This window comes from Sphingomonas sp. Xoc002 (assembly GCF_050408055.1).
Classification (GTDB): Bacteria; Pseudomonadota; Alphaproteobacteria; order Sphingomonadales; family Sphingomonadaceae; genus Sphingomonas; species Sphingomonas yabuuchiae.
This window is the reverse complement of the sequence record NZ_CP191175.1, coordinates 2,454,585-2,471,354: the sequence shown is the minus strand read 5'-3', so window position 1 is coordinate 2,471,354 and position 16,770 is coordinate 2,454,585. Positions and strand designations below refer to the sequence as shown.

11 protein-coding genes are annotated in these 16,770 nt (G+C 66.7%); 7 read left to right on the top strand and 4 right to left on the bottom strand.

Features of this window, described 5'->3' with window-relative positions; translation table 11 throughout:
• Positions 1-31 precede the first annotated feature (31 nt).
• From ptsP to ACQR50_RS11160, 7 genes are all read left to right on the top strand, one after another.
• On the top strand, positions 32-2,482 hold the full coding sequence (ptsP, locus tag ACQR50_RS11190) for a phosphoenolpyruvate--protein phosphotransferase (protein WP_428968372.1): 2,451 nt from the start codon (positions 32-34) through the stop codon (positions 2,480-2,482).
• A complete protein-coding gene (gene nagE / locus ACQR50_RS11185) occupies positions 2,479-4,182 on the top strand; it encodes an N-acetylglucosamine-specific PTS transporter subunit IIBC (RefSeq protein WP_428968371.1) in 1,704 nt (567 codons plus the stop codon). Before ptsP ends, nagE begins: the two co-directional genes overlap by 4 nt.
• A gap of 146 nt (positions 4,183-4,328) precedes the next feature.
• The gene (locus ACQR50_RS11180) at positions 4,329-5,090 is read left to right on the top strand and encodes an IclR family transcriptional regulator (protein ID WP_428968370.1); all 762 of its coding nucleotides are present in this window, start codon (positions 4,329-4,331) and stop codon (positions 5,088-5,090) included.
• A 163-nt stretch (positions 5,091-5,253) separates the two neighbouring features.
• On the top strand, positions 5,254-6,339 hold the full coding sequence (locus ACQR50_RS11175; RefSeq protein WP_428970690.1) for a DUF475 domain-containing protein: 1,086 nt from the start codon (positions 5,254-5,256) through the stop codon (positions 6,337-6,339).
• 78 nt (positions 6,340-6,417) lie between these two features.
• Positions 6,418-7,209 carry a Crp/Fnr family transcriptional regulator gene (locus tag ACQR50_RS11170; protein ID WP_428968369.1) on the top strand — a complete coding sequence of 264 codons (792 nt, stop codon included), beginning with the start codon at positions 6,418-6,420 and terminating at the stop codon, positions 7,207-7,209.
• Complete coding sequence (locus ACQR50_RS11165; RefSeq protein ID WP_428968368.1) at positions 7,206-7,406, top strand: hypothetical protein; 201 nt, start codon at positions 7,206-7,208, stop codon at positions 7,404-7,406. Before ACQR50_RS11170 ends, ACQR50_RS11165 begins: the two co-directional genes overlap by 4 nt.
• 70 nt (positions 7,407-7,476) lie before the next feature.
• Entirely contained in the window at positions 7,477-9,594 is a 2,118-nt protein-coding gene (locus tag ACQR50_RS11160) for a M3 family metallopeptidase (RefSeq protein WP_428968367.1), read from the top strand.
• Positions 9,595-9,739: 145 nt separating this feature from the next.
• On the opposite strand, the gene ACQR50_RS11155 is transcribed toward ACQR50_RS11160, so the two are convergent.
• Genes ACQR50_RS11155 through ACQR50_RS11140 form a run of 4 tightly spaced genes read right to left on the bottom strand, consistent with a single transcriptional unit; the run spans position 9,740 to position 16,744 of the window.
• Positions 9,740-11,818, bottom strand: coding sequence for a glycoside hydrolase family 97 protein (locus ACQR50_RS11155; RefSeq protein ID WP_428968366.1), 2,079 nt, complete (start codon positions 11,816-11,818; stop codon positions 9,740-9,742).
• Positions 11,815-13,428: an alpha-glucosidase gene (locus ACQR50_RS11150; RefSeq protein ID WP_428968365.1), complete on the bottom strand. Its 1,614-nt coding sequence runs from the start codon at positions 13,426-13,428 to the stop codon at positions 11,815-11,817. The genes ACQR50_RS11155 and ACQR50_RS11150 overlap by 4 nt, the downstream gene beginning before the upstream one ends.
• Positions 13,428-15,221 (bottom strand): alpha-amylase family glycosyl hydrolase, encoded by a 1,794-nt coding sequence (locus ACQR50_RS11145; RefSeq protein ID WP_428968364.1) that lies wholly within the window; start codon positions 15,219-15,221, stop codon positions 13,428-13,430. Before ACQR50_RS11145 ends, ACQR50_RS11150 begins: the two co-directional genes overlap by 1 nt.
• Complete coding sequence (locus ACQR50_RS11140; RefSeq protein ID WP_428968363.1) at positions 15,218-16,744, bottom strand: tryptophan halogenase family protein; 1,527 nt, start codon at positions 16,742-16,744, stop codon at positions 15,218-15,220. The genes ACQR50_RS11145 and ACQR50_RS11140 overlap by 4 nt, the downstream gene beginning before the upstream one ends.
• Between the last annotated feature and the right edge of the window lie 26 nt (positions 16,745-16,770).

Sequence of the window (16,770 nt, the reverse complement as noted above, 5' to 3'; positions counted from 1 at the left end):
AAGGAAAGCAGTTTGGCGAAAGTGACGTGCGATGAGTGACCTGACCGTTTTTGCGCCGCTGGCAGGCTGGGTGACGCCGCTCGCCCAAGTGCCGGACCCGGTCTTTGCCGAAAAGATGCTGGGCGACGGTGTCGCGATCGATCCGGTCAACGATGCGCTTTGCGCGCCCTGCGACGCGACCGTGCTGACTGTGCATGAGGCGGGCCATGCGGTCACGCTGCGCAGCATCGACGGCTATGAGCTGATCTGCCATATCGGCATCGACACCGTGTCGCTGGGCGGCAAAGGGCTGACGCCGCAGGTACAGGCGGGCGCGAAGGTGCTGGCGGGCCAGCCGCTGATCCGCTTCGACCTCGACTATCTGGTCCAGAACGCGCCCGCCGTCGTCACGCCGATCATCGTGGCCGATGCCACCCGCTATGCCGTCGAGCCTATCGCCAAGGGGCTGGTGGCGGTCGGTGATCCGCTGCTGCGCGTCGTGCCGCTGGGCGTCGAGACGGTCGATGCCGACATGGGCGGCGACATGCTGGTCGAGGAAACAGTCGTTGCGCTGTCGCACGGCCTGCACGCGCGTCCCGCCGCCCGGCTGGTCGAGGCGGTCCGCAAGCACGACGCGCGCGTCACCCTGTATCACGGCGACCGCCATGCCTCGGCACTGAGCGCCGTCGGTCTGCTGGGGCTGGGTCTGGGCCATGGCACGACCGTGCGGATCGAGGCGAGCGGGGCGCAGGCCGCCGCAGCCCTGGCCGAGGTCATCGCCTTCCTGAACGACGCCACGCCCGAGGAAACGCCGGTCGATGTGCCCGAGCCGGTACGCGGCGAGGGGCCGGGGCTGGGCGGTGTGCCCGCCGCGCCGGGTCTTGCGGTCGGGCCGATCCACCGGCTGACCCGTGCCGCCATTCCGGTCGAGACGCTGGCGGGTACCGAGGAGGAGGAACGCACCCGCCTGAACGCGGCGCTCGATACGGTGCGCGAGAGCCTGGCCCGGGCAGCGGCTGCCGGTGGCGCACGCGGCGGGGTGATGGCTGCGCATGGCGCGATGCTGGCCGATCCGACGTTGACCGACGCCGCTTTGGCCGTGATCGGCCGGGGGATGAGCGCGGGCGTGGCGTGGCAGGAAGCGATCACCGAACAGGTCGCCGTCCTGCTGTCGAGCGGCGACCGCCGTATCGCCGAGCGCGCCGACGATCTGCGCGATCTGGAACGCCATGTGCTCGCAGCTCTGGCGGGCCTTCCCATCGAAGGGCCGAGCGTCCCGCAGGGCGCGATCCTGGTCGCCGAGGATCTGCTGCCCAGCCAGGTCGCAGCGCTCGACGCCGCCGTCGTGGCGGGCATCGCGCTGGTCAAGGGCGGGCCGACCTCGCACGCCGCGATCCTGGCGGCGGGCATGGGCCTGCCCATGGCGGTCGCCTTCGGTGAGCCGCTGGCCGCGCTGGAGGATGGCCGGGTCATCGTGCTCGACGCCGATCGCGGCCTGATCGATCCCGAACCCGACGCCGAGGCGCAAGGTCAGGTGCGCGACACCATCGCCCGCCGCAAGGCCGAGATGGAAGCCGCGCGTGCCGCACAAGGGCCATGCCGCATGGCGGACGGCACCCGGATCGAGATGTTCGCCAATCTGGGCTCAGTCGCCGATGCCGAGGCGGCGGTGGCGGAGGGCGCGGAGGGCTGCGGCCTGTTGCGCACCGAATTCCTGTTCCTGGAACGCGCCACCGCGCCGACCCGCGACGAACAGGCCCGCGATTACCAGGCGATCGCCGATGCGCTGGGCGACCGGCCGATGATCGTCCGGCTGCTCGATGTCGGCGGCGACAAGCCCGCGCCCTATATGGACCTGCCCGTCGAGGAAAATCCGGCGTTGGGCCTGCGCGGCATCCGCGTGTCGCTCGCCGATCCGCAGCTGCTGGAGGATCAGGTGGCTGCGATCCTGGCGGTGCGCCAGCCGTGCCGGATCATGGCGCCGATGATCGCCAGCCTGTCCGAACTGGAGGCGGTTCGCGCGGTCGTCGAGCGGCAAGGCGGAAAGGCCGAGGTCGGCGTCATGATCGAGACCCCGGCTGCCGCAATTTCCGCCGATATTCTCGCGCGTAAGGCGGACTTCTTCTCGATCGGGACGAACGACCTGACCCAATATACGCTGGCCATGGATCGCGGCAATGCGGCGGTGGCGGCGGGGGTCGACGGGCTTCATCCGGCCGTGCTGCGCCTGATCGGCACGACCTGCGACGGCGCGGCACGCCACGACACGCCGGTCGGCGTCTGCGGTTCGCTGGCCGCCGATCGTCTGGCGGTGCCGATCCTGCTGGGTCTGGGCGTCTGCGAATTGTCGGTGCCCCCGGCGCGGGTGGCGGCGATCAAGGCGCTGGTCGGCAAGCTCGACATGGTGAAATGCCGCGCCGCCGCGATCGCCGCGCTGGCGCTCCCCTCGGCGGCGGCGGTCCGCGCGCACATCACGACTATGCTTCAGGAGATCGGCGCATGAGCTCGCCCATGGCCACCATCCAATCGCTCGGGCGGGCGCTCATGCTGCCCATCGCGGTGCTGCCGGTCGCGGGCCTGTTGCTGCGCTTGGGCCAGCCCGACATGCTGAACATCGCCTTCATGGCGAATGCGGGCAATGCGATCTTCGACAATCTGGGCCTGTTGTTCGCGGTCGGTGTCGCCACCGCCTTTGCCCGTGACGGCAATGGCGCGGCGGCACTGGCGGGCATCACCTGCTACCTCGTCACCATCAAGGGCGCCGAGACGCTGATCGTGCCGCCCGCCGGGACGGGAGCCGGCCTGGCCAAGGACATCGCCGCGACCGTCGAGGCGGCGTGGCGGACCAAGTCGGTCCATCGGTTCGACGTGCCGGTCGGCATCGTCGCCGGTCTGATCGGCGGCAATTTCTACAACCGCTTCGCCACCATCAAGATGCCGGAATATCTGGCCTTTTTCGGTGGCCGTCGCTTTGTACCGATCATTTCGGGCATTGCGGGCCTGGGTCTCGCCGCCCTGCTGGGCGTGGCGTTCGGGCCGGTCAATGCGGGCATCGATGCAATGAGCCAGGGCATCGTCCAGGCGGGCGGGCTGGGGCTGTTCGCCTTTGGCGTGCTCAATCGCCTGCTGGTCGTCACCGGCCTGCACCACATCCTGAACACCGTCGCCTATTTCGTGGTCGGCGATTATCAGGGCAAGACCGGCGACCTGACCCGCTTCTTCGCGGGCGATCCGACCGCGGGCGCGTTCATGAGCGGCTTCTTCCCGGTCATGATGTTCGGCCTGCCCGCCGCATGTCTCGCCATGTATCACGAAGCGCTGCCGGAGCGGAAAAAGGCGGTCGGGGGCATGCTGTTCAGCCTGGCGCTGATGTCGTTCCTGACCGGCGTGACCGAGCCGATCGAGTTCAGCTTCATGTTCCTGGCGCCCGTCCTCTATGCCTTCCACGCGGTCCTGACCGGCCTGTCGGAAGCGTTGATGAACGCGCTGGGCGTAAGGCTGGGCTATACCTTCTCGGCCGGTCTGTTCGACTATGTCATCAATTTCGGCAAGGCGACCAAGCCGCTGATGCTGTTGCCGATCGGCGCGGCCTATGCCCTGATCTATTATGCGGTGTTCCGCTTCGCGATCCGCCGCTGGAACCTGCAGACGCCGGGTCGCGAGGTCGAGGCGGCGGCAGAAGGCGAGGCGACCGAGATCGCCGGCGGGCGCGGGGCATCCTTCGTCGCGGCGATGGGCGGCAGCACGAACCTCAGCGAGATCGCGGCCTGCACCACCCGCCTGCGCCTGATCGTGGTCGATCCCGGCCAGGTCGATGAACCTGCGCTGAAGCGGCTCGGCGCACGGGGTATCCTGCGTCCCTCGGCCAGCGGCGTTCAGGTCGTGCTGGGTCCGATTGCCGACGCCGTGGCGATGGAGATGCGTGCCGCCGTCGAGTCCGGGCCGATCGCCGCCACCACCCGCGCGGCGGCTCCGGTCACGGCCGCGCCGGTCCAGGAGGTAGCCGCCAAGGCGCAGACCAGTCTGCCGGATACGCTCGTGCGGGCGATGGGCGGCGCGGACAATATCGTCTCGGCCAGCCACCATGCCGGACGCTGGCGCATCGTCCTGGCCGATCCAGCCCGTCGGGCCGGAACCACACCGGACCAGGCCAGGACGATCGCGATGGTAGCGCCCGACATCGTTCACATTCTAATCGATTAAATTACTGTCATCCGGACGTTAATCATATTGCCGCCTCAAGCGCAGCCTATATAGCCGCGCATATCGGCTAATGAGAATAGATGACGGTCGCGCCCAGGCGACGACCGGGACGGAGGGAATTTTTGGCCAGCGAACCGCCAGAAGTCTTGGACGATAAGCGGCTCTACCGCGCCCCGGCGCTGGAAAAAGGGCTCGACATATTGGAGCTGCTGGCCGCCGAGGACCTTCCCTTGACGATGAGCGCGATCGTCACCCGTCTCGGCCGGTCGACAGGCGAGCTGTTCCGGATGATCCAGGTGCTGGAACATCGGGGCTATGTCTCGCAGGGGCCGGACGGTTATGTCATGACCTCGCGCCTGTTCCACCTGGGGCTGAAGCGTCCGCCGGTGCGTAGTCTGATGGAACAGGCGCTGCCTGAAATGCGGATGCTGTCCGATCGGATCGGCCAGTCCTGCTATCTCGCCATTCCCTCCGGTGCGGCATCCTCGGTCATCGCGCGGATGGAGGCCAACACCTCGGTCGGCTTTTCGGTGCGTGTCGGCTATCGTCGCCCGATCCATGAAACCCCGTCGGGGCAGGTGCTGTATGCCTTTCAGCCGGATCAGGCGCGGGCCGAATGGGACGGCCTGTTCGATCCGCCCCTGTCGGATGAGCGTCGTGCGGCCCTGATCGCGACGGCGGACGGCATTCGCGGTCAGGGCTTTGCGCAGACGGACAGCGCCGAACTGCCCGGCATGGTCGAACTCGCCGTGCCGATCATGCGCGGCGGACGTGCCGTCGCTGTCCTGACCGTGCCCTTCATCCGCATCACCGACGCGACGGTGGATGTCGACCAGGCGCTGGCGGTGCTGCGCGCGACGGCGACGCGCATTTCCGAACAGCTGATCGGCAACGACGCCCGTATCTGATCCCCGCGCCTGACGGCGGCCTGATCCCGACTTGTCCCGCCGCCTCTTCGCGGCGATAGGGCCGGTGCCCGATTGAACAAATCCGACCAGCCGGACTTTAGACCGGATCGTCGGAGCGCCACGCCATGCGGTCGATCGGACAGGTACAGGGGACCGTCAGTTGCTGTTGAAATATTATAAGGGATCGTTCCTGTTCACGCTGCTCTGCCTGGCCATCGCCGCCTGGCTGGGCTTTCAGAGCACGGGAACCGTCCCCGGCACGCTCGGCATTCTGTGGATCGTGCTGGTCCTCGGCGTGCTGGAGGTGTCGCTGTCCTTCGACAATGCCGTCGTCAACGCGACGGTGCTGCGCGACATGGACGACAAGTGGCGCCACCGCTTCCTGACCTGGGGCATCATCATCGCGGTGTTCGGGATGCGGATCGTCTTCCCGCTCGCCATCGTCGCCATCGCCGCGCATCTGGGACCGATCGAGGCGGTGAAACTCGCGGCGGGCGATCCGGTGCGTTATGAGCAGATCATCACCTCGGCCCATGTCGGCATTTCCGGTTTCGGCGGCAGCTTCCTGGCGATGGTCGGCCTGAACTTCTTTCTCGACGACGAGAAGGAGGAGCATTGGCTGCCCGTGATCGAACGGCCGTTGGCCGCGCTGCGGGACATTTCGGGATTGGCGACCGGCATCGTCCTGCTGGCGCTCTACGCCATTTCGCGGTTCATTCCGGCCGACGACGCGATGACCTTCATCACCTCGGGCATTTTCGGCCTGCTGACCTATATCGCGGTCCATGCCATCGGCGTGCTGCTGGGCAGCGACGGCGATGCGGCGACGGGCGCGGCGGCGCGGTCGGGCCTTGCCGCGTTCCTCTATCTCGAGGTGCTCGACGCCAGCTTCTCGTTCGACGGGGTGATCGGTGCGTTCGCGCTGTCGAACAATCTGTTCATCATCGCGCTGGGTCTGGGCATCGGGGCGATGTTCGTCCGTTCGATGACGATCATGCTGGTCGATCATGGCACGCTCGCGCAATATCGCTATCTGGAGCACGGTGCCTTCTATGCCATCGTCGCGCTGGCGACGATCATGCTGCTGTCGGTGCGCTTCCATATTCCGGAGACGATCACGGGCCTGATCGGCGCGACTCTGATCGGTCTGGCCTTCTGGGCCTCGGTCCGCAGCAATCGCAAGGCACCGCAGGACCTGCGGCATGGCGGCGATCCGGTGCAGGGGGCGGGGAAGCCGATCGGCGACTGAAGCGGCGATCGTGTCGCTTGCGGAACACTTTGCCCATGCGGGGGATTTCCCTTCCGAACGCTGGGTGAGGGACAGGTCATGTCGGTTTCTGCAATCGATACGCGACGGGAGCAAAGGCGCGCCGATGACGGGCCGTTGCTGACGGAATTGTTCCTGAAGGGGCGGGGGCGCGACACCATGACGGCGGAGGACGTCGCGATGCTGGAGGACAGCGTCGAAGAGGTTCGCGCCATCCCCGCCCGCACCATCGTCATCCGCCAGGATGAACGGGTTCGCTACAGCAGCCTGCTGCTGGAAGGCGTGATGTGCCGGTACATGGACGACCGACAGGGCAACCGCCAGATCGTCGCCTTTCATGTTCCCGGCGATTTCGTCGATCTGCACGGCTTTGCGATGCGCCATCTGGACCATGATGTCGCGACGCTGACCCCGGTGCGGGTCGCGCTGGCGGGGCATGATCGGCTGGAGCGGATCGTCGCGGGCTATCCCCGGTTAACCCGATTGCTGTGGTTCTCGACGCTGCTCGACGCGGCGATGCACCGGGAATGGGTGTTCCGGCTGGGGCGGCTGGAGGCCGATGGTCGCGTCGCGCATCTGTTCTGCGAGCTTCACGCGCGGCTGGCCATGGTCGATCTGGTTCGCGACGGCGTGTTCCGTTTCCCGGTGACCCAGATCGATCTGGCCGAGGCGGCGGGGATCACCCCGGTGCATCTCAACCGCGTCCTTCGCTCGCTGCGCGAGCGGGGCCTGATGACCTTTCGCAGTGGGGAGGCGCATATCCTCGACCTCGACATGCTGGCCGCGCTCGCGGATTTCGATCCCGGCTATCTCTATGGCGGCGGCCCGACCCTGGATAAACCGGGCGCATGACCCCGCTCGGCGAGACCGGCAGCCCCTATCACGGCGTTCATGACGATGCGGGCGTGGCGACGGCCGAGTGCGGGATCGTCATGCTCGACGGGCCCAATGGCGTGGCGGTGGCGATGACGCCCGCCGCGGCGCGTGCCACCGGCGAAGGGCTGGTGGCGGCGGCCCGACTGGCGGAGACGCAGGGCGGCGAGGGGTAGGTCACAAGACTTTACCCGCCGGAACACGGGCTTATGGTGATGACACGCGTTTCATGACCGGGAGTTCACATTGCGTCATCTGTCCCTCGCCGCCGCTCTGGCGGTCTTGTTGAGCACGTCCGCCATGGCGTCTCCGCCCCAGGCCGTACAGGCACCCGCCGCCAACCCCCTGATCGCGCCATGGACCGGCCCCTATGGCGGAGTGCCGCCCTGGGACAAGGTGAAGCCGGAGCTGTTCCCGGCGGCGTTCGAGGCCGCGCTGGCCGAGCGCAAGCGCGACTATGACCGGATCGCCAACAACCCGGCCAAGCCGACCTTCGCCAATACCTTCGTGCCGATGCAGAATGCCGGGCAGACGCTGAACCGCGTGATGACGCTGTTCGGGGTGATGACGGGCAATATGAACACGCCCGCCTATCAGGCGCTGGACCGCGAATGGTCGCCCAAGCTGTCCAAGGCGTCGGACGAGATCACCTTCAACCCCAAGCTGTTCGCGCGGATCGAGGCGATCTACAAGGCACGGGACACCAGCGGCCTTGATGCGCAGCAGAAGCGGCTGGTCACGCGCACCTATGACAGCTTCGTTCGGCAGGGTGCCAAGCTGACCCCGGCCCAGAAGGAAGAACTCTCTGCCTTCAACCAAAATCTGGCGATCAACTTCAGCGAGTTTTCGCAGCGGTTGCTGGCCGACGAAGGCACCGCGATCATCGTCACCGACGAGGCGCGGCTGGCCGGGCTGCCCGACAGCGTGAAGGCGGTGGCCAAGGCGGCTGCGGCCGAGCGCGGGCAGCAGGGTTGGGCGATCGTCAACACCCGGTCGGCGGTCGATCCGGTGCTGACCTTCGCCACCGATCGTACGCTTCGCGAGCAGGTGTGGCGCGCCTTCACCAAGCGCGGCGACAATGGCGATATCAACGATACCAAGGCGACCATCGCCCGTATCGTGAAGCTCCGCGCCAACCGCGCGCATCTGCTGGGCTTCAAGACCCATGCCGACTGGCGGATGCAGGACACCATGGCCAAGACCCCGGCCGCCGCGATGGACCTGATGATGCGCGTCTGGCCGGCCGCCAAGGCGCGCGTCGCCGAGGAAGTCCGCGACATGCAGGCGATTGCGGATAAGGACGGGGCCAAGATCACCATCGAGCCCTGGGACTATCGCTTCTATCAGGAGAAGGTCCGCAAAAGCCGCTACGACCTCGATCAGGCCGAGCTGAAGCCCTATTTCGAGCTGAACAACATCATCCAGGGTTCGCTCTATGCCGCGAACCGGCTCTACGGGCTGGAGTTCAAGGAGATCACCGGCACCGTGCCGGTGTTCGAGCCGAACATGCGCGTCTGGCATGTGACCCGCAACGGCAAGGAAGTGGGCCTGTTCTACCGCGACGATTTCGCGCGGACCGGCAAGCGTTCGGGTGCCTGGGCGAACACCTATCGCGGCCAGCGCAACCTGCCGCCGGTGCAGAATGTCCTGTCGTCGAACAACAACAACTTCGCCAAGGGTGCGAAGGGCGAGCCGGTCCTCATCAGCCTGGACGATGCCGAGACGCTGTTCCACGAATTCGGCCACGCGATCCACGCGATGCTCCAGAACGTCACCTATCCGGGACTGGCGGGCACACCACGCGACTTCGTGGAATATCCCAGCCAGGTGAATGAGCATTGGCTGCTGACCCGCGACGTGCTGGACAAATACGCCCGCCACTACAAGACCGGCCAGCCCATGCCGCAGGCGCTGCTCGACAAGATCAAGGCGTCGGAGACCTTCAACCAGGGCTTCGCGACGACCGAATATCTGTCCTCGGCGATCGTCGACATGAAGCTGCACACCATCCCGGACGGGATCGTCGATCCGGCGGCGTTCGAGGCGGCGACGCTGAAGGAGATCGGCATGCCGAAGGAACTGGTGATGCGGCACCGCCTGCCGCAGTTCAATCACCTGTTCTCCTCGGACAGCTATTCGGCGGGCTATTACAGCTATCTCTGGTCCGAGACGATGGACGCCGACACCTTCGCGGCGTTCGAGGAAGCGGGCAGCCCATGGGACAAGGCGACGGCGGACCGTTTCGCGCGGATCCTGTTGTCGACGGGGAACGAGACCGACCGGGCCGAGGCATATCGCGCGTTCCGGGGGCGCGACCCGGACGTAAACGCGCTGCTGAAGCAACGCGGCTTCCCGACGAAGTAACTTCCAATCCTCCCCATCGTCAGATGGGGAGGGGGACCGCGGCCGAAGGCCGTGGTGGAGGGGCATGGCCGGTCCGTCCGCCCCTCCACCATCGCTGACGCGATGGTCCCCCTCCCCAAGCATAGCTTGGGGAGGATTTGGGGGGTTACAGCGCCTTCAACCGGATCGCCTGGCCGCCGCCGGGAGCGAGGGAGAGGGTCAGCGTATCGCCCTTCTTCACCCGCCTAGTCTCGAACGCGATCGAATGGCGCGCATCGGTGGCATAGGTCGCACCGGGGCCATCCTTGTAAACCTGCGCCTCGTAACGCTTGCCCGGATCGAGGAAGTCGAGCGTGACGGTCAGCTCCCGCGCATTCTCGTCGGTGATCGACCCGACATACCAGTCGCGGCTCTTGCGATCCCGCCGCGCGAAGGTGACGTAATCGCCGACCTCGCCGTTCAGCACGCGGCTGTCCTCCCAGTCCACCGGCACATCCGCGATGAAGCGGAACGCCTGCGGGTATTTCGCATAATTCTCCGGCGTGTCGGCCGCCATCTGCACCGGCGAGTAGAGCACCACATAGAGCGCCAGCTGCTTGGCGATGGTCGACTGGATCGGGCTGTTGTCGCTGCCGGTCAGGCTGAGCACGCCCGGCGTGAAGTCCATCGGCCCTTCCAGCATCCGGGTGAAGGCCAGGTTGACCTCATGCTCGGGCGGGTTCTTGCCGGGCCAGGCATTATACTCCATCCCGCGCGAGCCTTCCCGCGCCAGCCAGTTGGGATAGGTGCGGCGCAAGCCCGTGTCCTTGACCGGCTCGTGGGAGTCGATCGACACTTTGTACTTGGCGGCGGCCTGCAACACGCGGAGATGGTGGTTCACCATCCACTGGCCTTCATGCCATTCGCGGCTCACCGAGCCATCGGCGTTCACCCGCTCGATCTGCCCGGCATCGGCGACATAGCCGGTCTTGACCACCCGCTCGCCATGATCGGCGGCGAACTTGAACGCCGGGTCGAACTGGCTCTCATAATGGCTGACCGCGCCGCCGGTCTCGTGATGGCCGATCAGCGAGACGCCCTTGGTCTTGGCGTATTGCGCCAGCGCATCGGCGTCGAAATCCTCCGCCGGGGTCGCGAACTGCATCGCCGAGCCATTGCCCGCCCAGTCGCCGTCCCAGCCGATATTCCACCCTTCTACCAGCACGCCAGGAATGCCGTATTTGGCGGCGAAATCTATATAGGTCTTCACATTCGCGGTGGTCGCACCGTGGCGAGGCCCGCGCGCCCAACTCCATTCGCCCTTGATCATCTTCCACCAGACGCCGACGAACTTGCCGGGCTTGACCCAGGACACGTCGCCCAGCCTGTTGGGCTCGTTCAGGTTGAGCATCAGATGGCTCATGTAGAGCCCGCCCGCATCCGGCGCGATCAGGAAGGTGCGCCACGGCGTCGTCCAGGCACCCGCCTTCACCACCTTGGGCGCGCCCGAGCCGGGGGTGAGGACCGCCTTGAAGCTGTTCCCCTCGGTCTTCATCAGCCCCATACCGGCATAGTCGACCAACGCCGCCTCATGGATGGCGATATGGGTGCCGTCGTCCAGCTTCATCGTGATCGGCGTTGCCGCCGTGCCGACCGCCGTGATGGGCGTGCGGTTGTAGAGATATTCCTCGCGGTTCCACAGGAAGGCGGGCTTCCACCAGGCGGTGCCGTTCTGCGCGATGTTGAACTCGGTCAGCTCCTCGGCGATGTTCGCGTGTGGAAGCGCCTGCTGCTCGGGAAATTCGTAGCGGAAGCCGACACCATCGTCCTGCACCCGGAACACCACGTCATAGCGGCGATGGAGCGCGCTCGATTCCATCAGGCGAACGCGCATCTCGCGGTGATTGTCGCGGATGGTGCGCCATTCGCCCCAGGGCTGGGTCCAGCTGGTGTCGGACTTGGCATGGGTGACCGCCTCGATCTTCATGCCGCGTTCGATCTTGGGCGCGTCGGTGAACATCATGCCCAGCCGCGACGGCGCGACGATCGCCTTGCCGCCCCTAGCGATCATATAGACCGCACGACCGTCATTGTCGGTGGAGACCTGCACGGTGATCTTGCCGTCGGGCGAGGTTTCGATCGCATCGGGCTGGCCCGCGGGTTTGGCGAATTTGAACGTCTCGTTGACCGCCGGGTCGGCGGGGCCATTCTGGGCCAACGCTCCGCTCGCAATGAGGCCGAGGCCGATGGCAATGGTCGTCTTCATGCAGTCATCTCCCGGATCGCCGCCCCGAACGCGCCCAGGCGTTCGTCGGCGGCGCTATTGATCTGGACCAGCACCCGCTGCCCACGCGGCAGGGCAGGGGGCAGGGTCACGGGCGTATCGCCCAGATTGAACAGGCAGAGCAGGCGCTGGTCGCCCTCGCGCCGCTCGAACGCGAGCAATTGTTCGTCGGCGTGGAGCAGCGTCAGGCCGCCGACCGCCAGTGCGGGCGTCTCGGCCCGAAGGCGGACGAGGCGACGGGTGAGGTTCAGCAGCGAGTCCGGGTCGCCGTCCTGCCGGTTGACCGCCAGCGCGGCATGGTCCGGCCCGACCGGCAGCCAGGGCTCGGCGTCCGAAAAGCCGCCATGACGCGCGTTACTGCTCCACGGCATCGGCGTGCGTACGCCGTCGCGCGACAAGGTCAGCGGCCAGTTGGCGATCGCTTCCGGATCGACCAGCCGCTCGAAGGGCACATCGACCTGGGTCAGCCCCAGCTCCTCACCCTGATAGACAAAGGCATTGCCGCGAAGCGACAGCAGCAACAGCATCTTCATCCGCGCAAAGGCATCGCGGTGTTCGGGCGTCGCCCAGCGCGACACGGCGCGCGGCGCGTCATGATTCTCGAACGCCCAACTCGGCCAGCCCATGCCCGGCTCGGCGGGCCATTTCGCGACCGCCTCGGCGACGATGCGCGGGGTCAACCGATCGGCATAGAGGAAGTCGAAGCCGTAAGCCGTATTCAGCCGATGGTCCCCGGCGGTGAACAGCTTCATCTCGCGATCCGCCTCGTCGCCGCCGACCTCGGCCACGGTGAAGCGGTCGCCATACTCGTCCAGCGTGGCGCGGATACGCTCCAGGAACGGCACGATGTCGGCGTGGCTCTGATTGTAGAGCTTCAGCTGGAAGTCGAACGGCCGGGTGCGAGTCTTGCCCGTGTCCGGCGCTGGCGGGTTATCGCGCATCGTCGGCTCGTGCATCATGAAGTTGATCGCATCGAGCCGGAAGCCGTCCACCCCCCGGTCCAACCAGAAGCGCGCCGTCGCCAGCAATTCGGCCTGCACCTCGGGGTGGTGGACGTGAAGCTGCGGCTGCTCCTTCAGGAAATTGTGCAGATAATATTGCCCGCGTCGTGCGTCCCAGGTCCAGGCGGGGCCGCCGAACACCGACTGCCAGTTGGACGGCGGCGAGCCGTCGGGCTTGGCATCGGCCCAGACATACCAGTCGGCGCGGGCATTGGTGCGGCTGGACCGGCTTTCGGTGAACCAGGGATGCTCGTCGGAGGTGTGGCTGTACACCTGGTCGATGACGACCTTCAGCCCCAGTTCGTGCGCCCGCGCCACCAGCGCGTCGAAGTCCTTCAGCGTCCCAAAGATCGGATCGACATCGCGGTAATCCGCCACGTCATAACCGAAATCCTTCATCGGCGAGGTGAAGAAGGGCGACAGCCAGATCGCATCCACCCCCAGGCTGGCCACATGGTCCAGCCGCGCGGTAATGCCCGGCAGGTCGCCGATGCCATCGCCATTGCTGTCGGCAAAGCTGCGCGGATAAATCTGATAGATCACCGCGCCCTTCCACCAGGGGCGCGCGGGCTTATAGGCAGTCTCGGTCATCAACGGCTCTCCGCCGCGCAGACGGCATAGCCGAAAGCGGGCAATTCCAACATCAGGCTCCCCGGCGCGGCGGCGGTCGGGGCACAGGTGCCGGCCATGGTGGCGAAACGTTGCGATGCCGTTTCAATCTGCACGGCCTGAGCAAAAGGTTTGGCCGAGGTGTTGAAGGCGATCACATATTCGCGCCCCGTGGCGGGATCGAAGCGCGACACCGCGAACAGGCCAGGTGCATCGCCGCGCGCGCGGATCACCTGCCGCCCCCGTGTCAGCGCCGGATTGGCGGTGCGCAGCCGGGCGAGGGTCGCGATCTCGCGATAGAGTGGGTGGCTGGGCACGAAGCTGTCGGTCGCGGTCGTCTTGGCCGTGCCGACCAGCCTGTTGTCGTTATAGCTGGCGACCTTGCTGGCAAACATGTCCTCACGCGCGTCCTGGTCGTTGCCGTCGCCCGCGAAACCCTGTTCGTCGCCCGAATAGATGGTCGGCACCCCGCGCAGCGTCAGCAGCATGGCGTGGCCGAGTTCGACCCGCTTCAGGATTTCCTCGTCCGAAGCATCGGGGTTCGCGGCCCGCACGTCGCGCGCGAAGCGGCCATGGTCGTGATTGCCGAGAAAGGTCGGCAATATCTCCGCCGTCGCCTCGCCCTTGGCGTACAGCACATCGCCCTCGAACAGGTTGGACAGCACGCGGGTCGGCTTGTTCTCGGCGACCGTCTGGATCACCGCGTTCATGAAGGCGAAGTCGAGCACCGCGGGATAATCGGCGATCTTGGTCCAGCGGGCCAGTGCACCCGGCTCCATCCCCGCCGTCACCTCGCCGAAGATGTGGAAATTCGGAATGCCCTTCGCCTTGGCGCGGTCCAGCATGGCGGGGACGAAACTGCGCCAGAACGCCGGGTTCACATGCTTGGCGGTGTCGATGCGGAAGCCGTCAATGCCGAACCGGTCGATCCAGCTGCCGTAAATGTCGATCATGCCCGCAATGACGCGCGGATTTTCGGTGTAGAGATCGTCCAGTCCCGAAAAGTCGCCGGTGGTCGAGCTTTCATCCTCGAAGCTCGTATTGCCGCGATTGTGATAATAGACGGGATCGTTGAGCCAGGCGGGGGTCTTGGCGTTCTTCTCGGCTGCGGGCACGTAAGGGGTGTAGGCGTAGTTCGGGTCGGTCAGCTTCGCGAAGTTGGCCGTCGTCTGCACGTCGTCACCCAGAAAGCCCGGATTGATCGCCGCGCCCTTCACGCCGCCGCGCCGCTGATAGGGGTAGGTCGCACGGTCGCGATACGGGCAAGGCGAGCCTTCGGCGCATTCGCGATACTGGATCACGTCCGCCGTATGGTTTACGATGATGTCCATATAGACCTTCATCCCCCGGCCATGCGCCGCCGCGATGAAGGCGCGCAGGTCCGCCTCGCTGCCCAGATGCGGGTCGACCGTGGTGAAGTCGGTGATCCAATAGCCGTGATAGCCCGCGCTCTCCTGGCCCTTGGCGCCCTGCACGGCCTTGTTCTTGAAGATCGGCCCCAGCCAGATCGCGGTCGCGCCCAGGCCCTGGATATAGTCGAGCCGCTTGGTCAGCCCCTTCAGGTCGCCGCCATGGTAGAAGCCCTTGTGCGTCGGATCGAAACCGGTGGTCAGCGGCCCGCCCTTCAACCCGCCGCGATCATTGGCGGCGTCGCCATTCTCGAACCGGTCGGGCAGGACGAAGTAGATCACCTCGTCCTGCGGCAGGCGCTGGCGATAATCCTGTGCGGCGAGCGGCGTGGCGGTCGCGAGGAGCGCGAGCAGCAGCGTCTTCATGCAAAAACCTTCGGGGCAGGGGCGGCGCAATGCGCGGCGAGGAAGGCGTCGTGCGTCGGTAGCCGGGCGGCCACCTGCGCGGCGTGACGCCGGGTGAGGCTGAGGAAATCGTCGAGCTCGTCCGCCGACAGCGCATCGGCGAGCGCATGATGTCCGGCAGGGACGATGCCCTGGCCGATCATCACCTGGGCCCAGGCGGGTTCGGCGAAGAGTTCCTCGCCCTCCCGACGGAACCGACCGTTCGCACGGAACAGCGCGATCCGGGCGGCCAGGCTATCGGGCAGGGGCACCGCCCGCCGCTCGGTCCAGAAGGGCTCGGGGCGCGCATTGGCATGGTAATGCAGGATCAGGAAATCGCGGATCGCCAGCCACTCGGCCGCCGTCTCGCGATTATAGGCATCGATCTCGACGGCTGGCGGGATCGTCCCCGGCCAATAGTCGAGCAGCCGAGCAATGCCCGACTGGATGAGGTGGATGCTCGTCGACTCCAGCGGCTCCAGAAACCCTGCCGCCAGACCCAGGGCGACGCAGTTCCCGACCCAGGCACGCCGCCGCCGTCCGGTGGTGAAGCGCAAGCGGCGCGGCTCGCCCATCGCCTCGCCGTTCAGCGCGGTCAGCAGGCGATGGGCGGCTTCGTCGTCCGAGAGATGGCGGCTGTCATAGACCAGGCCATTGCCGGTGCGGTGCTGAAGCGGAATGCGCCACCGCCAGCCTGCGCCATGTGCGATCGCGCGGGTATAGGGGGGCAGGGGGCTGGTCCGCTCGCCCGCCACCGCCAGCGCGCGGTCGCAGGGGAGAAACTCGGACCAGTCGTCGAACGGCTCGGCCAGCGTCTCGCCGATCAGCAGCGCGCGGAAACCCGTGCAGTCGACGAACAGGTCGCCCGCATGGGCCTGACCGCCGTCGAGCACGACATGGTCGATCCGCCCGCCCGCATCACGCGCGACCGAGGCGATGCGCCCCTCCACCCGTACCACGCCAGCGCCTTCCGCATGGCGGCGGAGTAGCGCGGCGTAGTGGCTGGCATCGAAATGATAGGCCCAGGCCAGGCCGCTCGGCAGGTCGGGACGGCCGGGATCGGGGGCGAAGCGACCCGCCATAGCGGCTTGTGCGCTCGGCATATGGCCCCAGAGCGAGGCCGGGTTCGCCGCCCCGCCGCCGCGCAGCCAGTAATGATGGAAGGGGACGAGGCCCAGACCGCGCCCGATGCTGCCAAAGGCATGGAGATAGCCGCTGCCTTCGCCCGACCAGCCCTCGAACCGGATACCCAGCTTGAAGCTGCCGTTCGTCGCGCGGAGGAACTCGGCCTCGTCCAGTCCGAGCATTTGGTTGAACAGGCGGATGCCGGGAATGGTCGCCTCACCCACGCCGACCGTTCCGATCGCGTCGGATTCGATCAGGGTGATGCGGGTGGAAGCGGGTGCGAACCGGGCGAGGGCCGCTGCCGCCATCCAACCGGCCGTGCCGCCGCCGACGATCACGACCCGTTGAGCGATATGGTCTGCGGAAGGGGCGGCGTCCATGCGGCGTCTCACGAAACCCGCGCCGA